This window comes from Achromobacter pestifer, from assembly GCF_013267355.1.
Classification (GTDB): Bacteria; Pseudomonadota; Gammaproteobacteria; order Burkholderiales; family Burkholderiaceae_B; genus Achromobacter; species Achromobacter pestifer_A.
The window spans coordinates 4,931,661-4,947,954 of sequence record NZ_CP053985.1 but is presented as its reverse complement, the minus strand read 5'-3'; the positions used below and the strand labels follow the sequence as shown (position 1 = coordinate 4,947,954).

The 16,294-nt window shown below is 66.3% G+C and carries 13 protein-coding genes; 7 read left to right on the top strand and 6 right to left on the bottom strand.

The genetic code is table 11. The annotated features are described in order from the left end of the window. Nucleotides 1-34 precede the first annotated feature (34 nt). From epsC to FOC84_RS23470, 6 genes are all read right to left on the bottom strand, one after another. Complete coding sequence (epsC, locus tag FOC84_RS23495; protein ID WP_173146562.1) at nt 35-982, bottom strand: serine O-acetyltransferase EpsC; 948 nt, start codon at nt 980-982, stop codon at nt 35-37. 174 nt (nt 983-1,156) lie between these two features. After that, complete coding sequence (gene galE, locus FOC84_RS23490; protein ID WP_173146561.1) at nt 1,157-2,206, bottom strand: UDP-glucose 4-epimerase GalE; 1,050 nt, start codon at nt 2,204-2,206, stop codon at nt 1,157-1,159. 13 nt (nt 2,207-2,219) lie between these two features. After that, nucleotides 2,220-3,887, bottom strand: a complete 1,668-nt coding sequence (pgi, locus tag FOC84_RS23485) for a glucose-6-phosphate isomerase (RefSeq protein ID WP_173146560.1) — start codon at nt 3,885-3,887, stop codon at nt 2,220-2,222. 13 nt (nt 3,888-3,900) lie between these two features. Beyond that, nucleotides 3,901-5,304 carry a phosphomannomutase/phosphoglucomutase gene (locus tag FOC84_RS23480; protein WP_173146559.1) on the bottom strand — a complete coding sequence of 468 codons (1,404 nt, stop codon included), beginning with the start codon at nt 5,302-5,304 and terminating at the stop codon, nt 3,901-3,903. Nucleotides 5,305-5,324: 20 nt separating this feature from the next. Then, on the bottom strand, nt 5,325-7,586 hold the full coding sequence (locus FOC84_RS23475) for a GNVR domain-containing protein (protein ID WP_173146558.1): 2,262 nt from the start codon (nt 7,584-7,586) through the stop codon (nt 5,325-5,327). 62 nt (nt 7,587-7,648) lie between these two features. Further along, nucleotides 7,649-8,785, bottom strand: coding sequence for a polysaccharide biosynthesis/export family protein (locus tag FOC84_RS23470; RefSeq protein ID WP_173146557.1), 1,137 nt, complete (start codon nt 8,783-8,785; stop codon nt 7,649-7,651). Nucleotides 8,786-9,027: 242 nt separating this feature from the next. On the opposite strand from FOC84_RS23470, the gene FOC84_RS23465 reads away from it, so the two are divergent. The 7 genes from FOC84_RS23465 (at nt 9,028) to FOC84_RS23435 (ending at nt 16,279) form a co-directional block, all read left to right on the top strand. Next, nucleotides 9,028-10,437 carry an undecaprenyl-phosphate glucose phosphotransferase gene (locus FOC84_RS23465; RefSeq protein WP_173146556.1) on the top strand — a complete coding sequence of 470 codons (1,410 nt, stop codon included), beginning with the start codon at nt 9,028-9,030 and terminating at the stop codon, nt 10,435-10,437. Beyond that, nucleotides 10,427-10,936, top strand: a complete 510-nt coding sequence (locus tag FOC84_RS23460; RefSeq protein ID WP_438800844.1) for a GDP-mannose mannosyl hydrolase — start codon at nt 10,427-10,429, stop codon at nt 10,934-10,936. The genes FOC84_RS23465 and FOC84_RS23460 overlap by 11 nt, the downstream gene beginning before the upstream one ends. Nucleotides 10,937-10,941: 5 nt before the next feature. Next, nucleotides 10,942-12,372, top strand: coding sequence for a mannose-1-phosphate guanylyltransferase/mannose-6-phosphate isomerase (locus tag FOC84_RS23455; protein ID WP_173146555.1), 1,431 nt, complete (start codon nt 10,942-10,944; stop codon nt 12,370-12,372). A gap of 109 nt (nt 12,373-12,481) precedes the next feature. After that, on the top strand, nt 12,482-12,844 hold the full coding sequence (locus FOC84_RS23450) for a VanZ family protein (protein WP_173146554.1): 363 nt from the start codon (nt 12,482-12,484) through the stop codon (nt 12,842-12,844). Nucleotides 12,845-12,854: 10 nt separating this feature from the next. Next, the gene (gene gmd, locus FOC84_RS23445; RefSeq protein WP_013395110.1) at nt 12,855-13,964 is read left to right on the top strand and encodes a GDP-mannose 4,6-dehydratase; all 1,110 of its coding nucleotides are present in this window, start codon (nt 12,855-12,857) and stop codon (nt 13,962-13,964) included. Between the two features lie 6 nt (nt 13,965-13,970). Beyond that, nucleotides 13,971-14,924: a GDP-L-fucose synthase family protein gene (locus tag FOC84_RS23440; protein ID WP_173146553.1), complete on the top strand. Its 954-nt coding sequence runs from the start codon at nt 13,971-13,973 to the stop codon at nt 14,922-14,924. A 38-nt stretch (nt 14,925-14,962) separates the two neighbouring features. Then, nucleotides 14,963-16,279, top strand: coding sequence for an oligosaccharide flippase family protein (locus FOC84_RS23435; RefSeq protein WP_173146552.1), 1,317 nt, complete (start codon nt 14,963-14,965; stop codon nt 16,277-16,279). The last annotated feature ends 15 nt before the right edge of the window (nt 16,280-16,294 follow it).

Below are 16,294 nucleotides of genomic sequence, written 5' to 3'. Positions count from 1 at the left end.
CAGTGCCGGCCGCAGTACAGACCGCAAACGCCGCTCAGCCGCCCAGGCCGCAATCGGGCATGTCGCTGACCAGGCTGGCCTGGGTCACGTTGCTGCCCGGCGGCACGCTGCGGGTCAGCCAGACGTTGCCGCCGATGGTCGAACCCTTGCCGATGGTGACGCGGCCCAGAATCGTCGCGCCAGCGTAGATCACCACATCGTCCTCGATCAAGGGGTGACGCGCCAGGCCCTTCTTGAGTTCGCCGTTTTCACCCGGCGGGAAGCGCTTGGCGCCCAGCGTGACCATCTGGTAGAGGCGCACGCGGTCGCCGATGATGGCGGTCTCGCCGATCACGACGCCGGTGCCGTGGTCGATGAAGAAGCTGCGGCCGATGGTGGCGCCGGGGTGGATGTCGATGCCCGTGTCCGCATGCGCGATTTCCGCCACGATGCGCGCCAGCATCGGCGCGCCCAGGCGGTACAGCACATTGGCCAGGCGGTGATGGATCATCGCCGCCACGCCCGGATAGCACAGCAGGACCTCGTCCACGTTATGCGCGGCCGGGTCACCTTGATAGGCGGCGGTCACGTCCAGATCCAGCGCGGCGCGCACGCGCGGCAGTTCGGCGCCGAACTGGCGCACGATCTCGATGGCGCGCTGGCGCGTGTCCGCGGGCGGCGCCTGTTCGGGCCGGCCCACGTACTGCAGCTCGAGGCAGACCTGGTGCAGCAGCCCGTCCAGCGCCGCGCCGATGGTATGGCCGACGTAGAAGTCCTCGACCTCCTCGCGCAGGTCGATCGGTCCCAGGCGCATCGGGAACAAGGCGCCACAGAGATCCTTGACGATCTGGCGCAGGCTTTCCTGCGAGGGGAATTCGCGCAGGCCGGCGTCTTCGCGCAGGCGGCCGCGGGGACCGCGCCAGGCCACGCGCGCTTCGCGCAGGCCGGACACGATGCCGTCCAGGTTCCAATGGGCCGGCGCGCTGTAGGTCGGCCCGCTCATGGCTGCGGCTCCCGCTGGAAGCCGGTAGAGGGATTGAATTCAAACATGGGTGCGCCTCGTTGACGGTGCATGGCCGCGGCGGCCTGGCCGCCGGGCGATGCTGCTTCGCAATATTTCCGTCAACTGTAACCGCTCGCGCCGATTTCGCGGAACCCATCCGACACGGCGCAGGGGTTATGTCCCCGCGTCCTGCTCATAGCCCTGTGGATTGCCCTGCTGCCAGCGCCAGCCGTCCGCGCACATGGCGTCCACGCCATGCGTGCTGTGCCAGCCGAGCAAAGTGGCCGCCAGCGCGGGATCGGCCCACATCCGCTCGATGTCGCCGGGACGGCGGGCTTGCGTGCGCACCGGAATCCGGCAGTCATTGACCCTTTCAAACGCGTGCACCAGCTCCAGCACGCTGGTGCCCTGCCCCGTTCCCAGATTGACCGCCACAAACCCGGGATGGCCCTCCGAGTATGCCAGCGCCTGCACGTGCCCTTGCGCCAGGTCCATGACGTGCAGATAGTCGCGCACGCCGGTGCCGTCGGCCGTGTCATAGTCGTCGCCGAACACCCGCAGAAAGGGCTGGCGGCCCACCGCCACCTGGGTGATGAAGGGAAATAGATTGTTCGGGATGTCGCGCGGGCTTTCGCCGATCCGTCCGCTGTGGTGCGCGCCGATGGGATTGAAGTAGCGCAGCGTGACGGCGCTGAAGGCGGAGTCCGCCCGGCAGACGTCGCGCAACACCTCTTCCACCATCAGCTTGGTGCGGCCATAGGGATTGGTCGGCGCCAGCGGGTGTGCCTCGGTGAACGGCAGATACTGCGGCTCGCCATAGACGGTGGCCGACGAACTGAACACCATGCGCGCCACGCCCGCCTCGCGCATGGCGCGCAACAGCGCCACCGAACCGCCGACGTTGTTGTCGTAGTACTTGAGCGGATCGGCGACCGACTCTCCCACCGCCTTGCTGCCGGCCAGATGCAGCACCGCCTGCACCGGCGCGCCGCGCGCGGCCGACTCGGCCAGCACCGCCTCGACCAGGCCGGGGCTGCGGATATCCCCTTCCACCAGCGGAATCTCCACGCCGCACAGGCGCTCGACGCGGCGCACGGCCTCGCGGCTGCCGTTGCTGAAGTCGTCCAGCACCAGCGGCCGCTGGCCGGCCGCCAGCATCGCCACCAGCGTGTGCGTGCCGATGTACCCGGCGCCCCCGGTCACCAATACATGCAGGTCCGGCATGGTCAGGCCTCCTTCACAGATGCGCCGCCACGCCCGGCACCCAGGCATGGCGCGGCCGCGGCGCCTGCGCATGGCTGCGGTAGCGGTCGATCCAGTACGAGGTGGACGCGTCGTGGCCCCAGTCCACCACGCCGGCCGACACCGGCACCGCCAGCTCGCGCTCGATGCCGGTGGCCAGGCGCTTGCCCAGTTCCACGCCCCATTGGTCAAACGGGTTGATGCCCCAGACCACGCTCTGCACGAACACCTTGTGCTCGTACAGGGCCAGCAGCGCGCCCAGTCCGCGCGGATCCAGCTGGCGCAGCACGATCAGGGTGGACGGCCGCCCGCCCGGATGCACCATGTGCTGCGCCAGGCTCAGCGCGCGCTCCTGGTCATCGATGTGCGCCACGTCCATCAGGGCCTGCTCCAGACACTTGCCTCGCAGCAGCGCCTGGCGCTGCGCCAGGCAATTGGCCAGCAGCATGCGATGCGCGTCCGGGCTGTCCGCGTGGCCTTGCAGGCTGGCGATGAAGTCCACCGGCGCGCCGTCCTCGCTCTGGTGCAGCCACTGGAAAAAAGTGTGCTGACCGTCGGTGCCCGGCATGCCCCAGATGATGGGCGCGGTCGGCACCCCGACCGCCGCGCCGTCGCCCGCGACCCGCTTGCCCAGCGACTCCATCTCCAGCTGCTGCAGATAGGTGACCAGATGCAGCAGCCGCGCGCTGTAGGCCGCGATGTTCAGCGAGTTGTGGCCCAGCACGCTGCAGTTGACCAGGCCCGCCAGCGCCAGCTGGATGGGCGCATTCGAAGCGACTGGAGCCTGCTGGAAATGCTGGTCCATCGCCTCGGCGCCCGCGCGCATGCCGATCAGCACGTCCGCGCCCACCGTCAGCGCGATCGACAGGCCGGCCACCGACCACACGGAATAGCGCCCGCCCACCCAGTCGCACATCTTGAAGACCTGGCTCGACGGCACGCCCAGCGCGCGCGCCGCCGATACGTTGGCGGTGACCGCGGCCAGATGATCCGACACGTCGGCCACGCCGCCCTGCTTGAGCCAGGCGATGGCGGCGCGCGCGTTGTGCAGCGTCTCGGCGGTGGTGAAGGACTTGGACGACACCACCACCAGGCAGCGGCGCGGATCCAGCCCGGCGACCGCGTCATGGAACGCATGTCCGTCGATGTTGGACACGAAGCGGATCTGCCGGCGCTGCTGCGCGCCGCCGAATGCCTGGACCGCCAGGCGCGGCCCCCAGTCGCTGCCGCCGATGCCGATGTGCAGCACCGTGTTGAAATCCGCCGTCTGGTCCACGCGGCGCACGAAGTCCGTCATGCGCGAATGCTCGCAGACGGAGTCCGCGTCCTGGCCGTCGGGCTGCTCCCGCGTGCGTCCGGCGCGCAGCGCCGTATGCCATGCCGGCTTGCCTTCGGTCCAGTTGACCGGCTCGCCCGCGAACAATGCCTGACGTGCGTCCGCCACGCCACGCGCCTGCAACAGCGCCATGGCCGCCGCCTCCAGCGTCGGCGACTGCCGCTGCATGCTCAGGTCCACGCACAGACCCGCCGCCTCGATGACCTTCAGCGCAGCGCCGTCCAGTTCCGCGCCGCGCGCAGCCTGCGCGAACGCCTGCCACTCCGCGCTGTCCGCCAGACCCGAATTCGCCCTTAGCGCCTCAACCGCATACTTGGCCTTTCCCATCGCGTGATGCTCCTTAAAACGGTAAACGAACATGAGGGGCAATGCGCCGGAACGCGTTGCGGAAATCCTCCTCGATACGGGCCAGTGCGGCCACCGTGTCCCCTTCAAAACGCAATACCACCGTCGGCGTGGTGTTGGACGGACGCGCCAGGCCGAAGCCGTCGGCGTAATCCACCCGGATGCCGTCCAGATCGTTGATGGACTGCGCGCCGGGAAACTGCCCCTGCGCGCGCAGCGCCGCCACCAGATCGAACTGCTCGCCTTCGGCGGTTTCCAGCTTGATTTCGGGCGTGGCGCAGGACTGCGGCAGGCTTTCCAGCAGAGCCGACGGATCCGGCGCCCCGGACAGGATCTCCAGCAGCCGCGCGGCCGCGTAGATGCCGTCGTCAAAGCCGTACCAGCGCTCCTTGAAAAAGATGTGGCCGCTCATCTCGCCAGCCAGCAGCGCGCCGGTCTCGCGCATCTTGGCCTTGATCAGTGAATGCCCGGTCTTCCACATGGTGGCCTTGCCGCCCGCCTCGGTGATGGCGCGCGCCACGTGGCGGCTGCACTTGACGTCGTAGATGATCTCGGCGCCCGGGTTGCGCGAAAGCACGTCGCGCGCGAACAGGATCAGCTGGCGATCGGGCCAGATGATCTGCCCCGTCTTGGTCACCACGCCGAGCCGGTCGCCGTCGCCGTCGAACGCCAGGCCGACCTCGCAGTCGGAATAGCGCAGGCAATAGATCAAGTCCTGCAGGTTCTGCGGATCGGCGGGGTCCGGGTGATGGCCCGGGAACGAGCCGTCGACCTCGCAGAACAGCTCGACCACTTCGCAGCCCAGGGCGCGGAACAGCGCCGGCGCCGCGGCGCCGGCCACGCCGTTGCCGCAATCGATGGCGATCTTCATCGGACGCGACATGCGGATGTCGCCCATCAGGCGCGCCGTGTAGCACGGCATGATCTGCATCTGCGTGCGTCCGCCCGACGCGCTCGCCGATTCGATGGGCAGGCGCATCGCGTCGCGCAGCGCAGTGATGCCCTCGCCGTACAGCGAGGCGCCGTCCAGCACGATCTTGAAGCCGTTGTGCGCCGGCGGATTATGGCTGCCGGTGACCGCGATGCCCGCGCCCGTGTCCATCAGGCGGGTCGCGAAGTACACCATCGGCGTGGTCGCCATGCCGATGTCGATCACGTGCATGCCCGCCGAGCGCAGGCCCGCCTGCAAGGCGGCCGCCAACTCGACGCTGCTCAGCCTGCCATCCCTCCCCACCACAATGGACCGCGCTCCCAGTTCGCGGGCCTGGGTTCCCGCCGCCATCCCCAGGCTGTGCGCGAACCTCGCGTCGATCTCTTCCGGCACCGTGCCGCGTATGTCATAAGCCTTGAAAACCGCATCCAGAATTTGCGGGGTGTCCCAGCCAAAAGTTCCGTGCATGCCAGTTTCTCCGGGTGGCGTTATTTAGGGCCGTTCTGTTTGAAATCGCCGTAATACGCCGCACGGGAGTAGCGATAACTACCGTACTTGGACCGGAAGCCGAAGCGTTCCGGCAGGAGCTTGAGACCGTTGAAGAGCACGCCGTCCACCGGCGCGCCCGCCTGGATCAGGCGCTTGGCCGTCTCGCGGATTTCGCCCACGGTGTTCATGCCCGAGCGCACCACCACCATCACCGCGGCCGCATGCGTGCCGACCACGGCAGCGTCCGGAGACGACAGCACGGGCGCCGTGTCCAGGATCACCATGTCGTACTGCGATGCCAATTCGCGCAGGGTGGCGCCGAACACCGGCGAGGCCAGCAGCTCGGAGGGGTCGAAGGTGACCGCGCCGGTGGCGATGAAATCCACGCCCTCGGACACGCTGTGCTTGCGCACCTGGGTCAGCGGTATCGTGCCCGACAGGACCTCGAACAGGCCGTCTTCCTTGGGCACGCCGAAGTAGCGGTTGAGCTGACCCTTGCGGAAGTCGGCGTCGATCAGCAGCACGCGCTTGCCCACGCCGCCCTGGATGAAGGCGAAGTTGGCCGACAGGAAGGACTTTCCCACGCCCGCCACCGGCCCGGTGAACATGACCATGTTGTTGGCCGACTGGCGCAGCGACGCCTGCAGCACGTTGCGGAACGATCTCAGGCTTTCGATGGGCGGCGCATTGCCCTGGCTCTGGGCCAACAGTGCGGGCACGCTGGCGTTCTTGCGCCGGCTGCGCCGCCACAGCTTGTCCTGCATGTCGCTGTAGGGAATGGCGGCCAGCACCGGCAGGCCGGTATGGCGCTCCACGTCGTCGGGTTCGGACAGGCCGCCGAACAGCGCGTTGCGCACGAAGGCGCACAGCATGCCGAAGATCAGGCCGAAGGCGGTCGCCACGCCGATGATGATGGCGGCCTTGGGACGCACGGGTTTGTCGGGCTGCACCGCCGAGTCCAGGATGCGCACGTTGCCCACCTTGCCGGCGCGGATCAGGCGCAACTGCTGGGCGTTGTTGAGCAGCGCCGTGTAGAGCTCGGTGTTGACGCGCACGTCGCGCACCAGGCGCACCACGTCCTGCTCCAGGTCGGGCAGCTGGCGGATGTTGTTGCCGATGCGGTTCACGTCCCCGGTCAGGCCGGCGATCTGGCGGTCCAGCGCCACGATGCTCGGGTGGGTGGGCGCGAAGCGGGTGATCATTTCCTGGCGCTTGGAGCGCAGCTCCATCACCTTGGTCTGCGCGTCCACCGACTGCGCGAGGATGAGCTTGGCCTCTTCGCTCAGGTCGATGGTGCCGCGCTTGTTGCGCAGGGAGTTGTACTTGGTCTCGGCGGCGTCCAGCTCGCCCTTGAGCACCGGCAGCTGCTGTTCGAGGAACACCAGCGACTTCTCTGCCTGCGCCGACTTGCGGTTCACGTTCTGCTGCACGTACTCCTGGCCGATCTGGTTGAGCACGGCGGTGGTCAGCGCGGGATCATTGCCTTCCAGCGTCACGCCGATCACGCCCGAGGTGCGGCCGCGCTCGAAGATGCCCAGGCGCGCTTGCACGTCCTCGATGGCCGCCAGGCGCGAGCTGCGCGACACGGTGAACTCGGTGCCGGGGCGCCCCGTCAAGGCATCGATATGCACGTCCATGGCGCCCCCGCCGGGCAGCCTGAAGTGCTCGGGCTTGCCCACCGTGCCGTTGAACGTCGCGCCCGTGAACTTGTCGCTCAGCGTGTATCGTCCTTCGCCCAGCGTGGTCACGCGAAAGGGCTTGCCCAGCCATTCATTGGGCACGTCCAGCTGCGAAATCGCGATGGCTTCGCCGCCCCAGGCATAACCGCCGCGCGGAAAGCTCGACGGATACGGCAGGCTTTCGTAGCGCTGCGCCAGCCATTCGCCGACCACCGGGAAGTAGCGCGGCTTGGCCTGGATGTACAGCAGGAACTTGTCGACCGCGGGCCCGACCACCATGCGCGAACGCAGCACTTCCATTTCACCCGAGGTCTCCGCCTTGGTATCGAACATGGAAGACACATCCCCGAGCAGGCTGCGGCTCTGCCCCTGGGGCATCTCCTCCTCCACCTGCACGATGATGTCGGCCGAGTACACCTTGGGCGTGATCATCACATAGGTGAGCGCTCCCAGTAATGCAAGCAGAGTGATCGCGATGATCATCCACCGGTTGGAGAAGATGGCGTCCACATGGGACGACAACGGCGTTTCCTGCTGGCGAGCCGGCACAGACGGCTCGAACGATTCGATGGGCAACGACATGCAGCTCTCCAAGAGAAGACGCCGCCGCGGTCGCGGCGTCCCCAGGCGTGGTTTAAGGCGGACTAATCTATGGCTTTCACGGTCTGTACGGTCTGGGCGCTCGGGAACAGGTTGCTGATGAAGCGGTTCCACCGCACCAGGGCCGCCGTATCCACGAACACCACGTCTTTGGGTTGCAACTCGAACTTCTCCGCCACCGCAAGAGTCTGCGGCGAGCCAGCGTTCAGGTGAAACACCAGCGGCGTCGCTTGCTCCGTGCTGCGCACAACGAATATCTGCGACGGATTCGAAGTCAGCTGGTTCGGTCCTCCGGCCAAGCCCAACGCCTCGGTCAACGACATGCGTCCGTCACGCATCACTGCGGCAGTAGGCAAAGTCACCTCGCCCATCACGAACACCTTGCTGTCGTCGCGCGGCGTGACCCTGACGATGTCGCCCGACTTCAGCAACACCTGATTCAGGTCCTGGCCACGCTCGATCAGGGCCGGCACATTCACGCGAGTACGACGTCCGTCACGAATCACGTAGACCGCGCTGCGATCTCCCGTCGGCAGAATGCCTCCGGCCCTGTTGACGGCTTCCAACAGGGTCATCGGGATATCGTTGATCGCGATCGCGCCCGGCGTCCTGACCTCGCCATCCACGTAAACACGCTTGCTCCGATATCCCAGAACGCGTACGGTGATCTGCGGATCCTGGATGTACTTGCTTGAACTATTCACTATGAGATTGCGCGCCTGAAGTTCCGTCAACCCGGCCACTTTCAGCAATCCCGCATACGGAAATTGGATATGTCCAGTGGATGAAACCGTATAGCCCGGAATGCCCGAGGCGGTGTCTCCAATAGCTAGTTCGGTTACCCCAGTCCCGATGGCGTAGGTTTGCGTCGGAAGGACGAGTTCAGGGTGATCCCACACCACGACCGAGAGGATGTCTCCCGGCCCGATCAGGTACGGCCCGGACTTGCCGTAGAGCTTGTCGACACCTTCGTTGTCGAGCAATGCCTGACGCGCGCGCTGGTCTTCCAGGACCAGCGACGGCGTGATTTCCTTGATCACGGCCTTGGAGTTCGGATCCAGCGGATCCGCAAGTTGATTGGCGTCAAAGGTCATACCGGGGGACAAGGCGCAAGCGCCCAGCGAGGACACGAGCGCGATAGCTGCTATGCCTCGGCTCAACGTTCCGAAAAATGTCGTCATGGCAAATCCACTTGTGAATGACTTCGTTGCTTGGAGTGAGCCCGATGCGTAACGGGTTGCGACATTCCACTCTCTTTTCCTAGCCCCGCACATTCGACGGATGTCCTAAGCCTTCTCCTACATCGTTTGGAGGTTTCGGGTGCGTTGCGCACTCAATAAGATTTTGTCGGTAGCCACAAGCTTTGCGGCGGTGCACAGTCTTTGCCTTCCGCACGGCGGCTCCCCACGAACAGGAGTGCGCGATGGACCCGTCCCAAACGGACACGTCGTCTAGATTCAGCGGCGCAAGCTATCTCTACCGCTTGCTCGATGCCGCGATCGTCATCACCTGCGGCCTGACTGCCACCGGCTTGAAATTCTCGGACGATGCCTTGGCGGATCCTCCGCAAATCCATCTGTTCCTTGTGTATCTGTGCGGCCTGGGCGTCGTCGCCATCTTCCCGGCCTTCCGCCTGTATGTATCGTGGCGCGGCCGCCTGCTGACCGACCTGGTGGTGCGCAGCCTGGCGGCCTGGGCGCTGGTGTTCGCGCTGGGTATCTGCATCAGTTTTCTCATGCACCAGACCGCGGCGATATCGCGCATATGGGCGGCTACATGGTTCGGCATGTCGGCGCTGACGCTGGCCGGCTTACGCATTGCGGTCTACGCGGTGCTGGGCGCGGCGCGCGACCGCGGGCTGGACCGCAAGCGCGTGCTGCTGGTGGGCTTCGGCGCGCTGGGCCATGACCTGTGGCGCCGGGTCGAGCAATACCGCGGCGCGGGCTACGAAGTCTCGGGCATCTACGCCGAGCCCCACGAAAACCTGCCGCCGCAAGTCCGCCGCCTGCATGACCTGGACGAGCTGCATGGCTTCGTGCATGAGCACAACGTCCGCGAGATCTGGATCGTGCTGCCGATGGAAGCGGGCCAGGAACTGCGCGAAGTCCTCTATCACTTGCGCAACGACCTGGTGGATATCCGCTGGATTCCCGATGTCATGTCGATCCAGCTGCTGGGGCACCGCATCGGCGAATTCCTGGGCCTGCCCGCCATACAGCTCAACAGCCTGCCCGCCGCCGGCGTGCGTGGCTGGGCCAAGGAGATCTTCGACCGCGGCTTCGCCTTCTGCGCGCTGATCGGGCTGTCGCCTGTGATGCTGACGGTGGCGTTCCTGGTGAAGACGACCTCGCGCGGCCCGGTGTTCTTCACCCAGCCGCGGCTGGGCGTGGACGGCAAGGTATTCCACGTCTACAAGTTCCGCACCATGACCGTGCATCAGGAACAGGGCGTGGTCACCCAGGCCACCCGCAACGATGCCCGCATCACGCGCATCGGCGGCTTCCTGCGGCGCACCAGCCTGGACGAACTGCCCCAGTTCCTGAATGTGCTGATGGGCGACATGTCGGTGGTCGGGCCACGCCCCCACGCGCTGGAGCACAACGAAATGTACAAGGACCTGGTGCAGCGCTACATGATGCGCCACCGCGTCAAGCCCGGCATCACCGGCTGGGCCCAGGTCAACGGCCTGCGCGGGCAGACGGACACGCTGCGCAAGATGAGCGACCGGGTCGAGTACGACATCTATTACATCCAGCACTGGACGTTCAGGATGGACCTGCAGATCATCGCCCGCACGGCGGTGTCGGGATGGACGGGCCGCAATGTCTACTAGACCTTTGGGATGGCCCGAACAACGCAAAGCCACGGTCCGCGACGGCGTGCTGGCGCAGGCGGAATTCCGCCAGGCGGTCGAGATGTTGCCGCTGGTTTCCATCGACCTGCTGCTGCGCGACGCCGCAGGCCGCTACCTGACCGGCCTGCGGGCCAATCCCCCGGCCCAGGGCGCCTGGTTCGTGCCGGGCGGGCGCATCAGGAAGAACGAAACCCTGCGCGACGCGCTGCGCCGCATCGCCCGCGACGAATTGGGCATCCCGGTCAGCGAGCTGGCCTGGACCCCCCGCGGTGTGTACGAACACTTCTATGGCACCAATTTTGCGGGTGAAGCCGGACGCTCCACCCATTACGTCGTCCTCGCCTACGAGGCCGAGCTTTCTTTGGACGTTTCCAGCCTGCCCCAGGCCCAGCACCGCAGCTACCGCTGGCTGCCCGCCCGCGCCCTCGCCGCCGATCCCGGCGTGCACCCCTACACCCAGGCCTACTTCAAGGAGTGAGCGCCATGACCAATCCCCCTCCCCCGTACCGGGCAGTCATCCTTTGCGGCGGTTCAGGCTCGCGCCTGTGGCCGCTGTCGCGCGAGCTGCTGCCCAAGCAGTTCATCCGTTTGACCGATGACCGCAGCCTGCTGCAGAACACCCTACTGCGCCTGGGCTCGGCGGGCGCCGAGGCCAGGCCCACCCTGGTGTGCAACGACGCGCACCGTTATATCGCGGCCGAGCAGGCGCTGGAGATGGGCATCAAGGACGTGGAGGTCATCCTGGAGCCGTTCGCGCGCAATACGGCGCCGGCGATCGCCGCGGCCACCCTGCGCGCCATGCGCGACGGCGAGGACCCGGTCATGCTGATCATGCCGTCGGACCACGTGCTGGAAGACGGCGAGGTGCTGCAGGCCGCCTTCGCCGAGGCCTACCAGGCCGCCCTGCAGGGCGCGCTGGTGACCTTCGGCATCACGCCCACCGCGCCGCTCAGCGGCTACGGCTACATCCAGGCGGACGAGCCCGGCGTCATGGCGCCCGCGCGCCGGGTGCGCCGCTTCGTCGAAAAGCCCTCGCCCGAGGTCGCGCAGCGTTTCATCGATGATGGCGGCTATTACTGGAACAGCGGCATGTTCGCCTTCCAGGCCTCGGTGTTCCTGTCGGAAATGGCGCGCCTGGCGCCCAAGATGCTGGAACAGGTGCAGGCGGCGGTGGCCATCGGCCATGGCGAGAATTCGCTGTTCCACCTGGACGGCCCCTCTTTCGAAGCCTGCCCCAGCGACTCCATGGACTACGCCATCATGGAGCGCACCGACAGCGCCGTGGTCATCCCGCTGGCCGCTTCTTGGAGCGACGTCGGCGCCTGGGACGCGGTCTGGGGCATCGCCCAGAAGACGGTGGAAGGCAACTCCACCACCGGCGACGTCATGCTGGAGGATTCGCGCAACTGCCTGATCCACTCCACCAGCAGGCTGGTGGCCTCGGTGGGCCTGGACGACATCGTCGTGATCGAGACCGCCGACGCCGTTCTCGTGGCGCACAAATCGCGCTCGCAGGACGTCAAGCGGCTGGTCGAGATCTTCAAGACCCAGCACCGCTCGGAGCTGAACCACCACCGCGAGGTGCAACGGCCCTGGGGATCCTACGACTCGGTGGGCCAGGGGCCGCGCTACCAGGTCAAGCGCATCACGGTGAAGCCCGGGGCGCGCCTGTCCTCGCAGATGCATCATCACCGCGCGGAACACTGGATCGTGGTCTCCGGCACGGCGCGCATCTACAACGGCGACAAGCAGTACCTGCTGACCGAGAACCAGTCGACCTACATCCCCCTGGGCGAAATCCACAGCCTGGAGAACCCCGGAAAGATTCCGCTGGAGATCATCGAGGTGCAATCGGGGGCTTACCTGGGCGAAGACGACATCGTCAGATTCCAGGACATGTATGGCCGGGTCTGAAAGGAAGGAGCCCCCACGCCGCACGCGCTCCGCGCGCTTGCTGCCCCCCGAGGGGGCGCCCTTCGCCTTGGGGCGGCCCGGCGGCGAAGGGACCTTCTTCAGACCGGGCATGGCGCGGATCTGCCTGCCGGTGGCAGCGTTGTTCTTCGCCGTGCTGGTAACGATCGGCAACCTGCCAGGCCTGGCCGCCGAGATGTCGGACGCCTTTGGCGACAAGCGTCTGCATCTTGCGGCTTACGCCTTCCTGACTACGTTGATCTATTTCTCGGTCAACCGGCGCCCGGCGCTGACGGCCCTTGTGGCGGTTGCGTTGCTGGGTGCGCTGGATGAAGCAATCCAGTCCCTTTTTCCCTATCGACAGGCTGATTTATTAGACCTTTTGGCCGATATCTCCGCGGCTGGTGCAACAGTAATCTCATTGCACATTGGTACCGCAGCCTTCGGCTCCTTTCGTGCAGTTACTAAGTCTTAAGGATACAACCATGCCAAAACGGGCACTGATTACCGGCGTTACTGGCCAAGACGGGGCCTATCTGGCGGAGTTTCTGCTGGCCAAGGGCTACGAGGTCCACGGCATCAAGCGGCGCGCTTCGCTGTTCAATACCGCGCGGATCGACCATCTATACCAGGATCCGCATGACCAGCCCCGCAATTTCGTGCTGCATCACGGCGACATGACCGACTCTTGCAGCCTGATCCGTATCGTGCAGTCGGTGCAGCCCGACGAGATCTACAACCTGGCCGCCCAGAGCCATGTCGGCGTCTCGTTCGAGGAACCCGAGTACACGGCCAACGCCGACGGCCTGGGCACGCTGCGCCTGCTGGAAGCGATCCGCATCCTGAAGCTGGAGAACAAGGCCCGCTTCTATCAGGCCTCCACCTCCGAGCTGTATGGCCTGGTGCAGGAGACGCCGCAGAAGGAAACCACGCCGTTCTATCCGCGCAGCCCATATGCGGCAGCCAAACTGTACGCCTACTGGATCAGCGTCAACTACCGCGAAGCCTATGGCATGTATGCCTGCAACGGCATCCTGTTCAACCACGAATCGCCCAAGCGCGGCGAAACCTTCGTCACGCGCAAGATCACCCGCGGCCTGGCCCGCATCGTGCTCGGCCTGCAGGAATGCCTGTACCTGGGCAACCTGTCCGCCCTGCGCGACTGGGGCCATGCCCGCGACTACGTGGAAATGCAGTGGCTGATGCTGCAGCAGGACACGCCCGAGGACTACGTCATCGCCACCGGCATGCAATACAGCGTGCGCGAGTTCATCAATACCGCCGCGCGCGAGCTGGGCATCCTGCTGGCCTGGGAAGGCGAAGGCCTGGAGGAGACCGCCACCGTGCTGTTCTCGCCGGTCCACGACATCAAGCCGGGTCAGGTCATCGTCCGGGTGGATCCGCGCTACTTCCGCCCGACGGAGGTCGAAACCCTGCTGGGCGATCCGACCAAGGCGCGCGAAAAGCTGGGATGGTCGCCCCGTACCTCGTTTGCGCAGCTGGTCAAGGAAATGGTCGAGAGCGATCTGCGGGATGCCCGGCGCGATGCGCTGGTCGAGCAGAACGGCTACGAAATCTACGCCTACAAGGAGTAGCACGACATGACGAACCTGGAGCAACGCGCCTTCGTCGCCGGCCATCGCGGCATGGTGGGCGCCGCGATCACCCGCGAACTGCAACGCCGCGGCTACCGCAACGTGCTGACCCGCGGCCGAGACGAGCTGGACCTGGAAAACCAGAACCAGGTGAACCGCTTCTTCTCGACCACGCCGGTCGACGTGGTGTACCTGGCCGCGGCCAAGGTGGGCGGTATCCTGGCCAACCAGACGCATCCGGTGGAGTTCCTCTACAAGAACCTGATGATCCAGTGCAACGTGATCCGCGCCGCGTATGCGGCCGGGGTGCGCAAGCTGCTGTTTCTGGGTTCGTCATGCATCTATCCGCGCGAAGCTCCGCAGCCGATCCGCGAGGACGCCTTGCTGACAGGGCCCCTGGAAGCCACCAACGAGCCCTATGCCATCGCCAAGATCGCGGGCCTGAAGCTGTGCGAGGCCTATCAGCGCGAGTTCGGCGCGCGCTTCATCTGCGCCATGCCGACCAATCTCTATGGCCAGCACGACAACTACGACCTGCATAGCAGCCACGTGCTGCCCGCGCTGATCCGCAAATTCCACGAAGGCCGCGAAGCCAGCCAGGAAAGCGTGGAGATATGGGGCACCGGCACGCCGCTGCGGGAGTTCCTGTATGTGGACGACCTGGCGCAGGCCTGCGTCATGCTGATGGAACATCCGCAGGCGGAAGGCATGTACAACATCGGCGCCGGGCAGGATATCTCGATCGCCGACCTGGCCAGGCTGGTGGCCCGCGTCGTGGGCTACGAAGGCAACATCGTCTACGACAGCAGCAAGCCCGACGGCACGCCGCGCAAGCTGATGGACTCGGCCCGCGTGCAGGCGCTGGGCTGGAAACCGGAGATCTCGCTGACGCATGGCATCACGCTGGCCTACGGCCATTTCCTGCGTGAACGCACCCAGCATGCGCTGCCCGTGGCCTGACGGCCTCGCCAGAACCCATATGCCTACAGGCCCCAGCCATGCTCGGATTCCTCAGGAAAAAAATCGCCGGCAATGCCTCCTTCTGGGGGCTGGTGGAGTATGGCATCGGGCCCGTCGCGGCGCTGGTGTCCCTGCCCATCCTGTTCCGGCAGCTGGGGACCGTGGGCTTCGGCCAGTATTCGATGATCATCGCCCTGGCCGGCTTCGGCAATGCCGCCAACCTGGGCGCGGCGGTAACGGCGACCAAGCTGGTTTCCGAGCGCATGCACGAGCCGGGCGGCGCCTATCGCGCAGCCGGCGTGAGCATGTCGTTGATCGGCTGCGCGCTGGCGGTAGTGACCCTGGCCGCGGTGCTGCTGTGGGGCGTGGTGGGCCTGGGCTGGCCGGCGGCCACCTTCGGCGGGGTGGCGGTGACGATGCTGGCCATGCCCGCGCTGGCCATCTACCTGACGCAGCAGTATGACCAGCTGTTCTCCGGCTGCCTGAAGGGACGCGAGGACTTCCGCGCCACGGCGCTGTGCGAAGTCTTCAGCCGTACCGGCACGATGGCACTGGCCTGCGCCGCGGCCTGGCTGACGGCCTCGCCCACCTGGACCGGCCTGGCGCAGGCGCTGGGACTGCTGATAGCGGGCAGCGTGAAGATGCGCGTGTTCGCGCGCACCTATGGCCGCATCCTGGTGCGCCCGGTGCGCGACCGCGCCGCCATGATGGACGCCTTCAGGTTTTCGCGCTGGTCCTGGCTGAACAGCCTGAGCGCCCTGGCTTTCGGCTCGGTGGACCGCGTGCTGGTCGGCAGCCTCATGGGCCCGGCGGCGCTGGCCATCTACACGGTCGGCGTACAAGTCGGCCAGATCATCCACACCGCATCGGTCGCCATCTTCCAGAAGGCCATGCCGCGCGTCACCCGCCTGTCGGTTTCGCCGCCCTACGCCGGCGCCGTCGAACACGAGATCCGCCGCATGATGCTGTGGAATCTGGCGCTGTCGGCCGGCGCCACGCTGGCGGTGCTGGCGGTCAGCCATCCGCTCTTGAACCTGCTGCTGGGCGACAACGTCGCCAGCGGCCACCTGGGCACCTTCCAGTTGCTTATCGTGGCATCGGGGCTGCTGTCCCTGAACGCCGCGGCGCACTTCTCCCTGCTCGGCCTGGGCAATTCGCGCGCGGTCGCCATCCTGAACGGCCTGGGCGGCCTGGCGATGCTGTGCGTCATGGCGGGACTGGTACACGCGGCGGGCGAACACGCCGCGGCATGGGGCCGCATGGCCTACGCGGCGATCACGCTGGCCGGCGTGGCCCTCGCCATCCGTCAATCCCGCCCAGAATTTCCGGGCGCCTTGCCTGCGGCCACCCGTTAACTCATATGCTGAGGT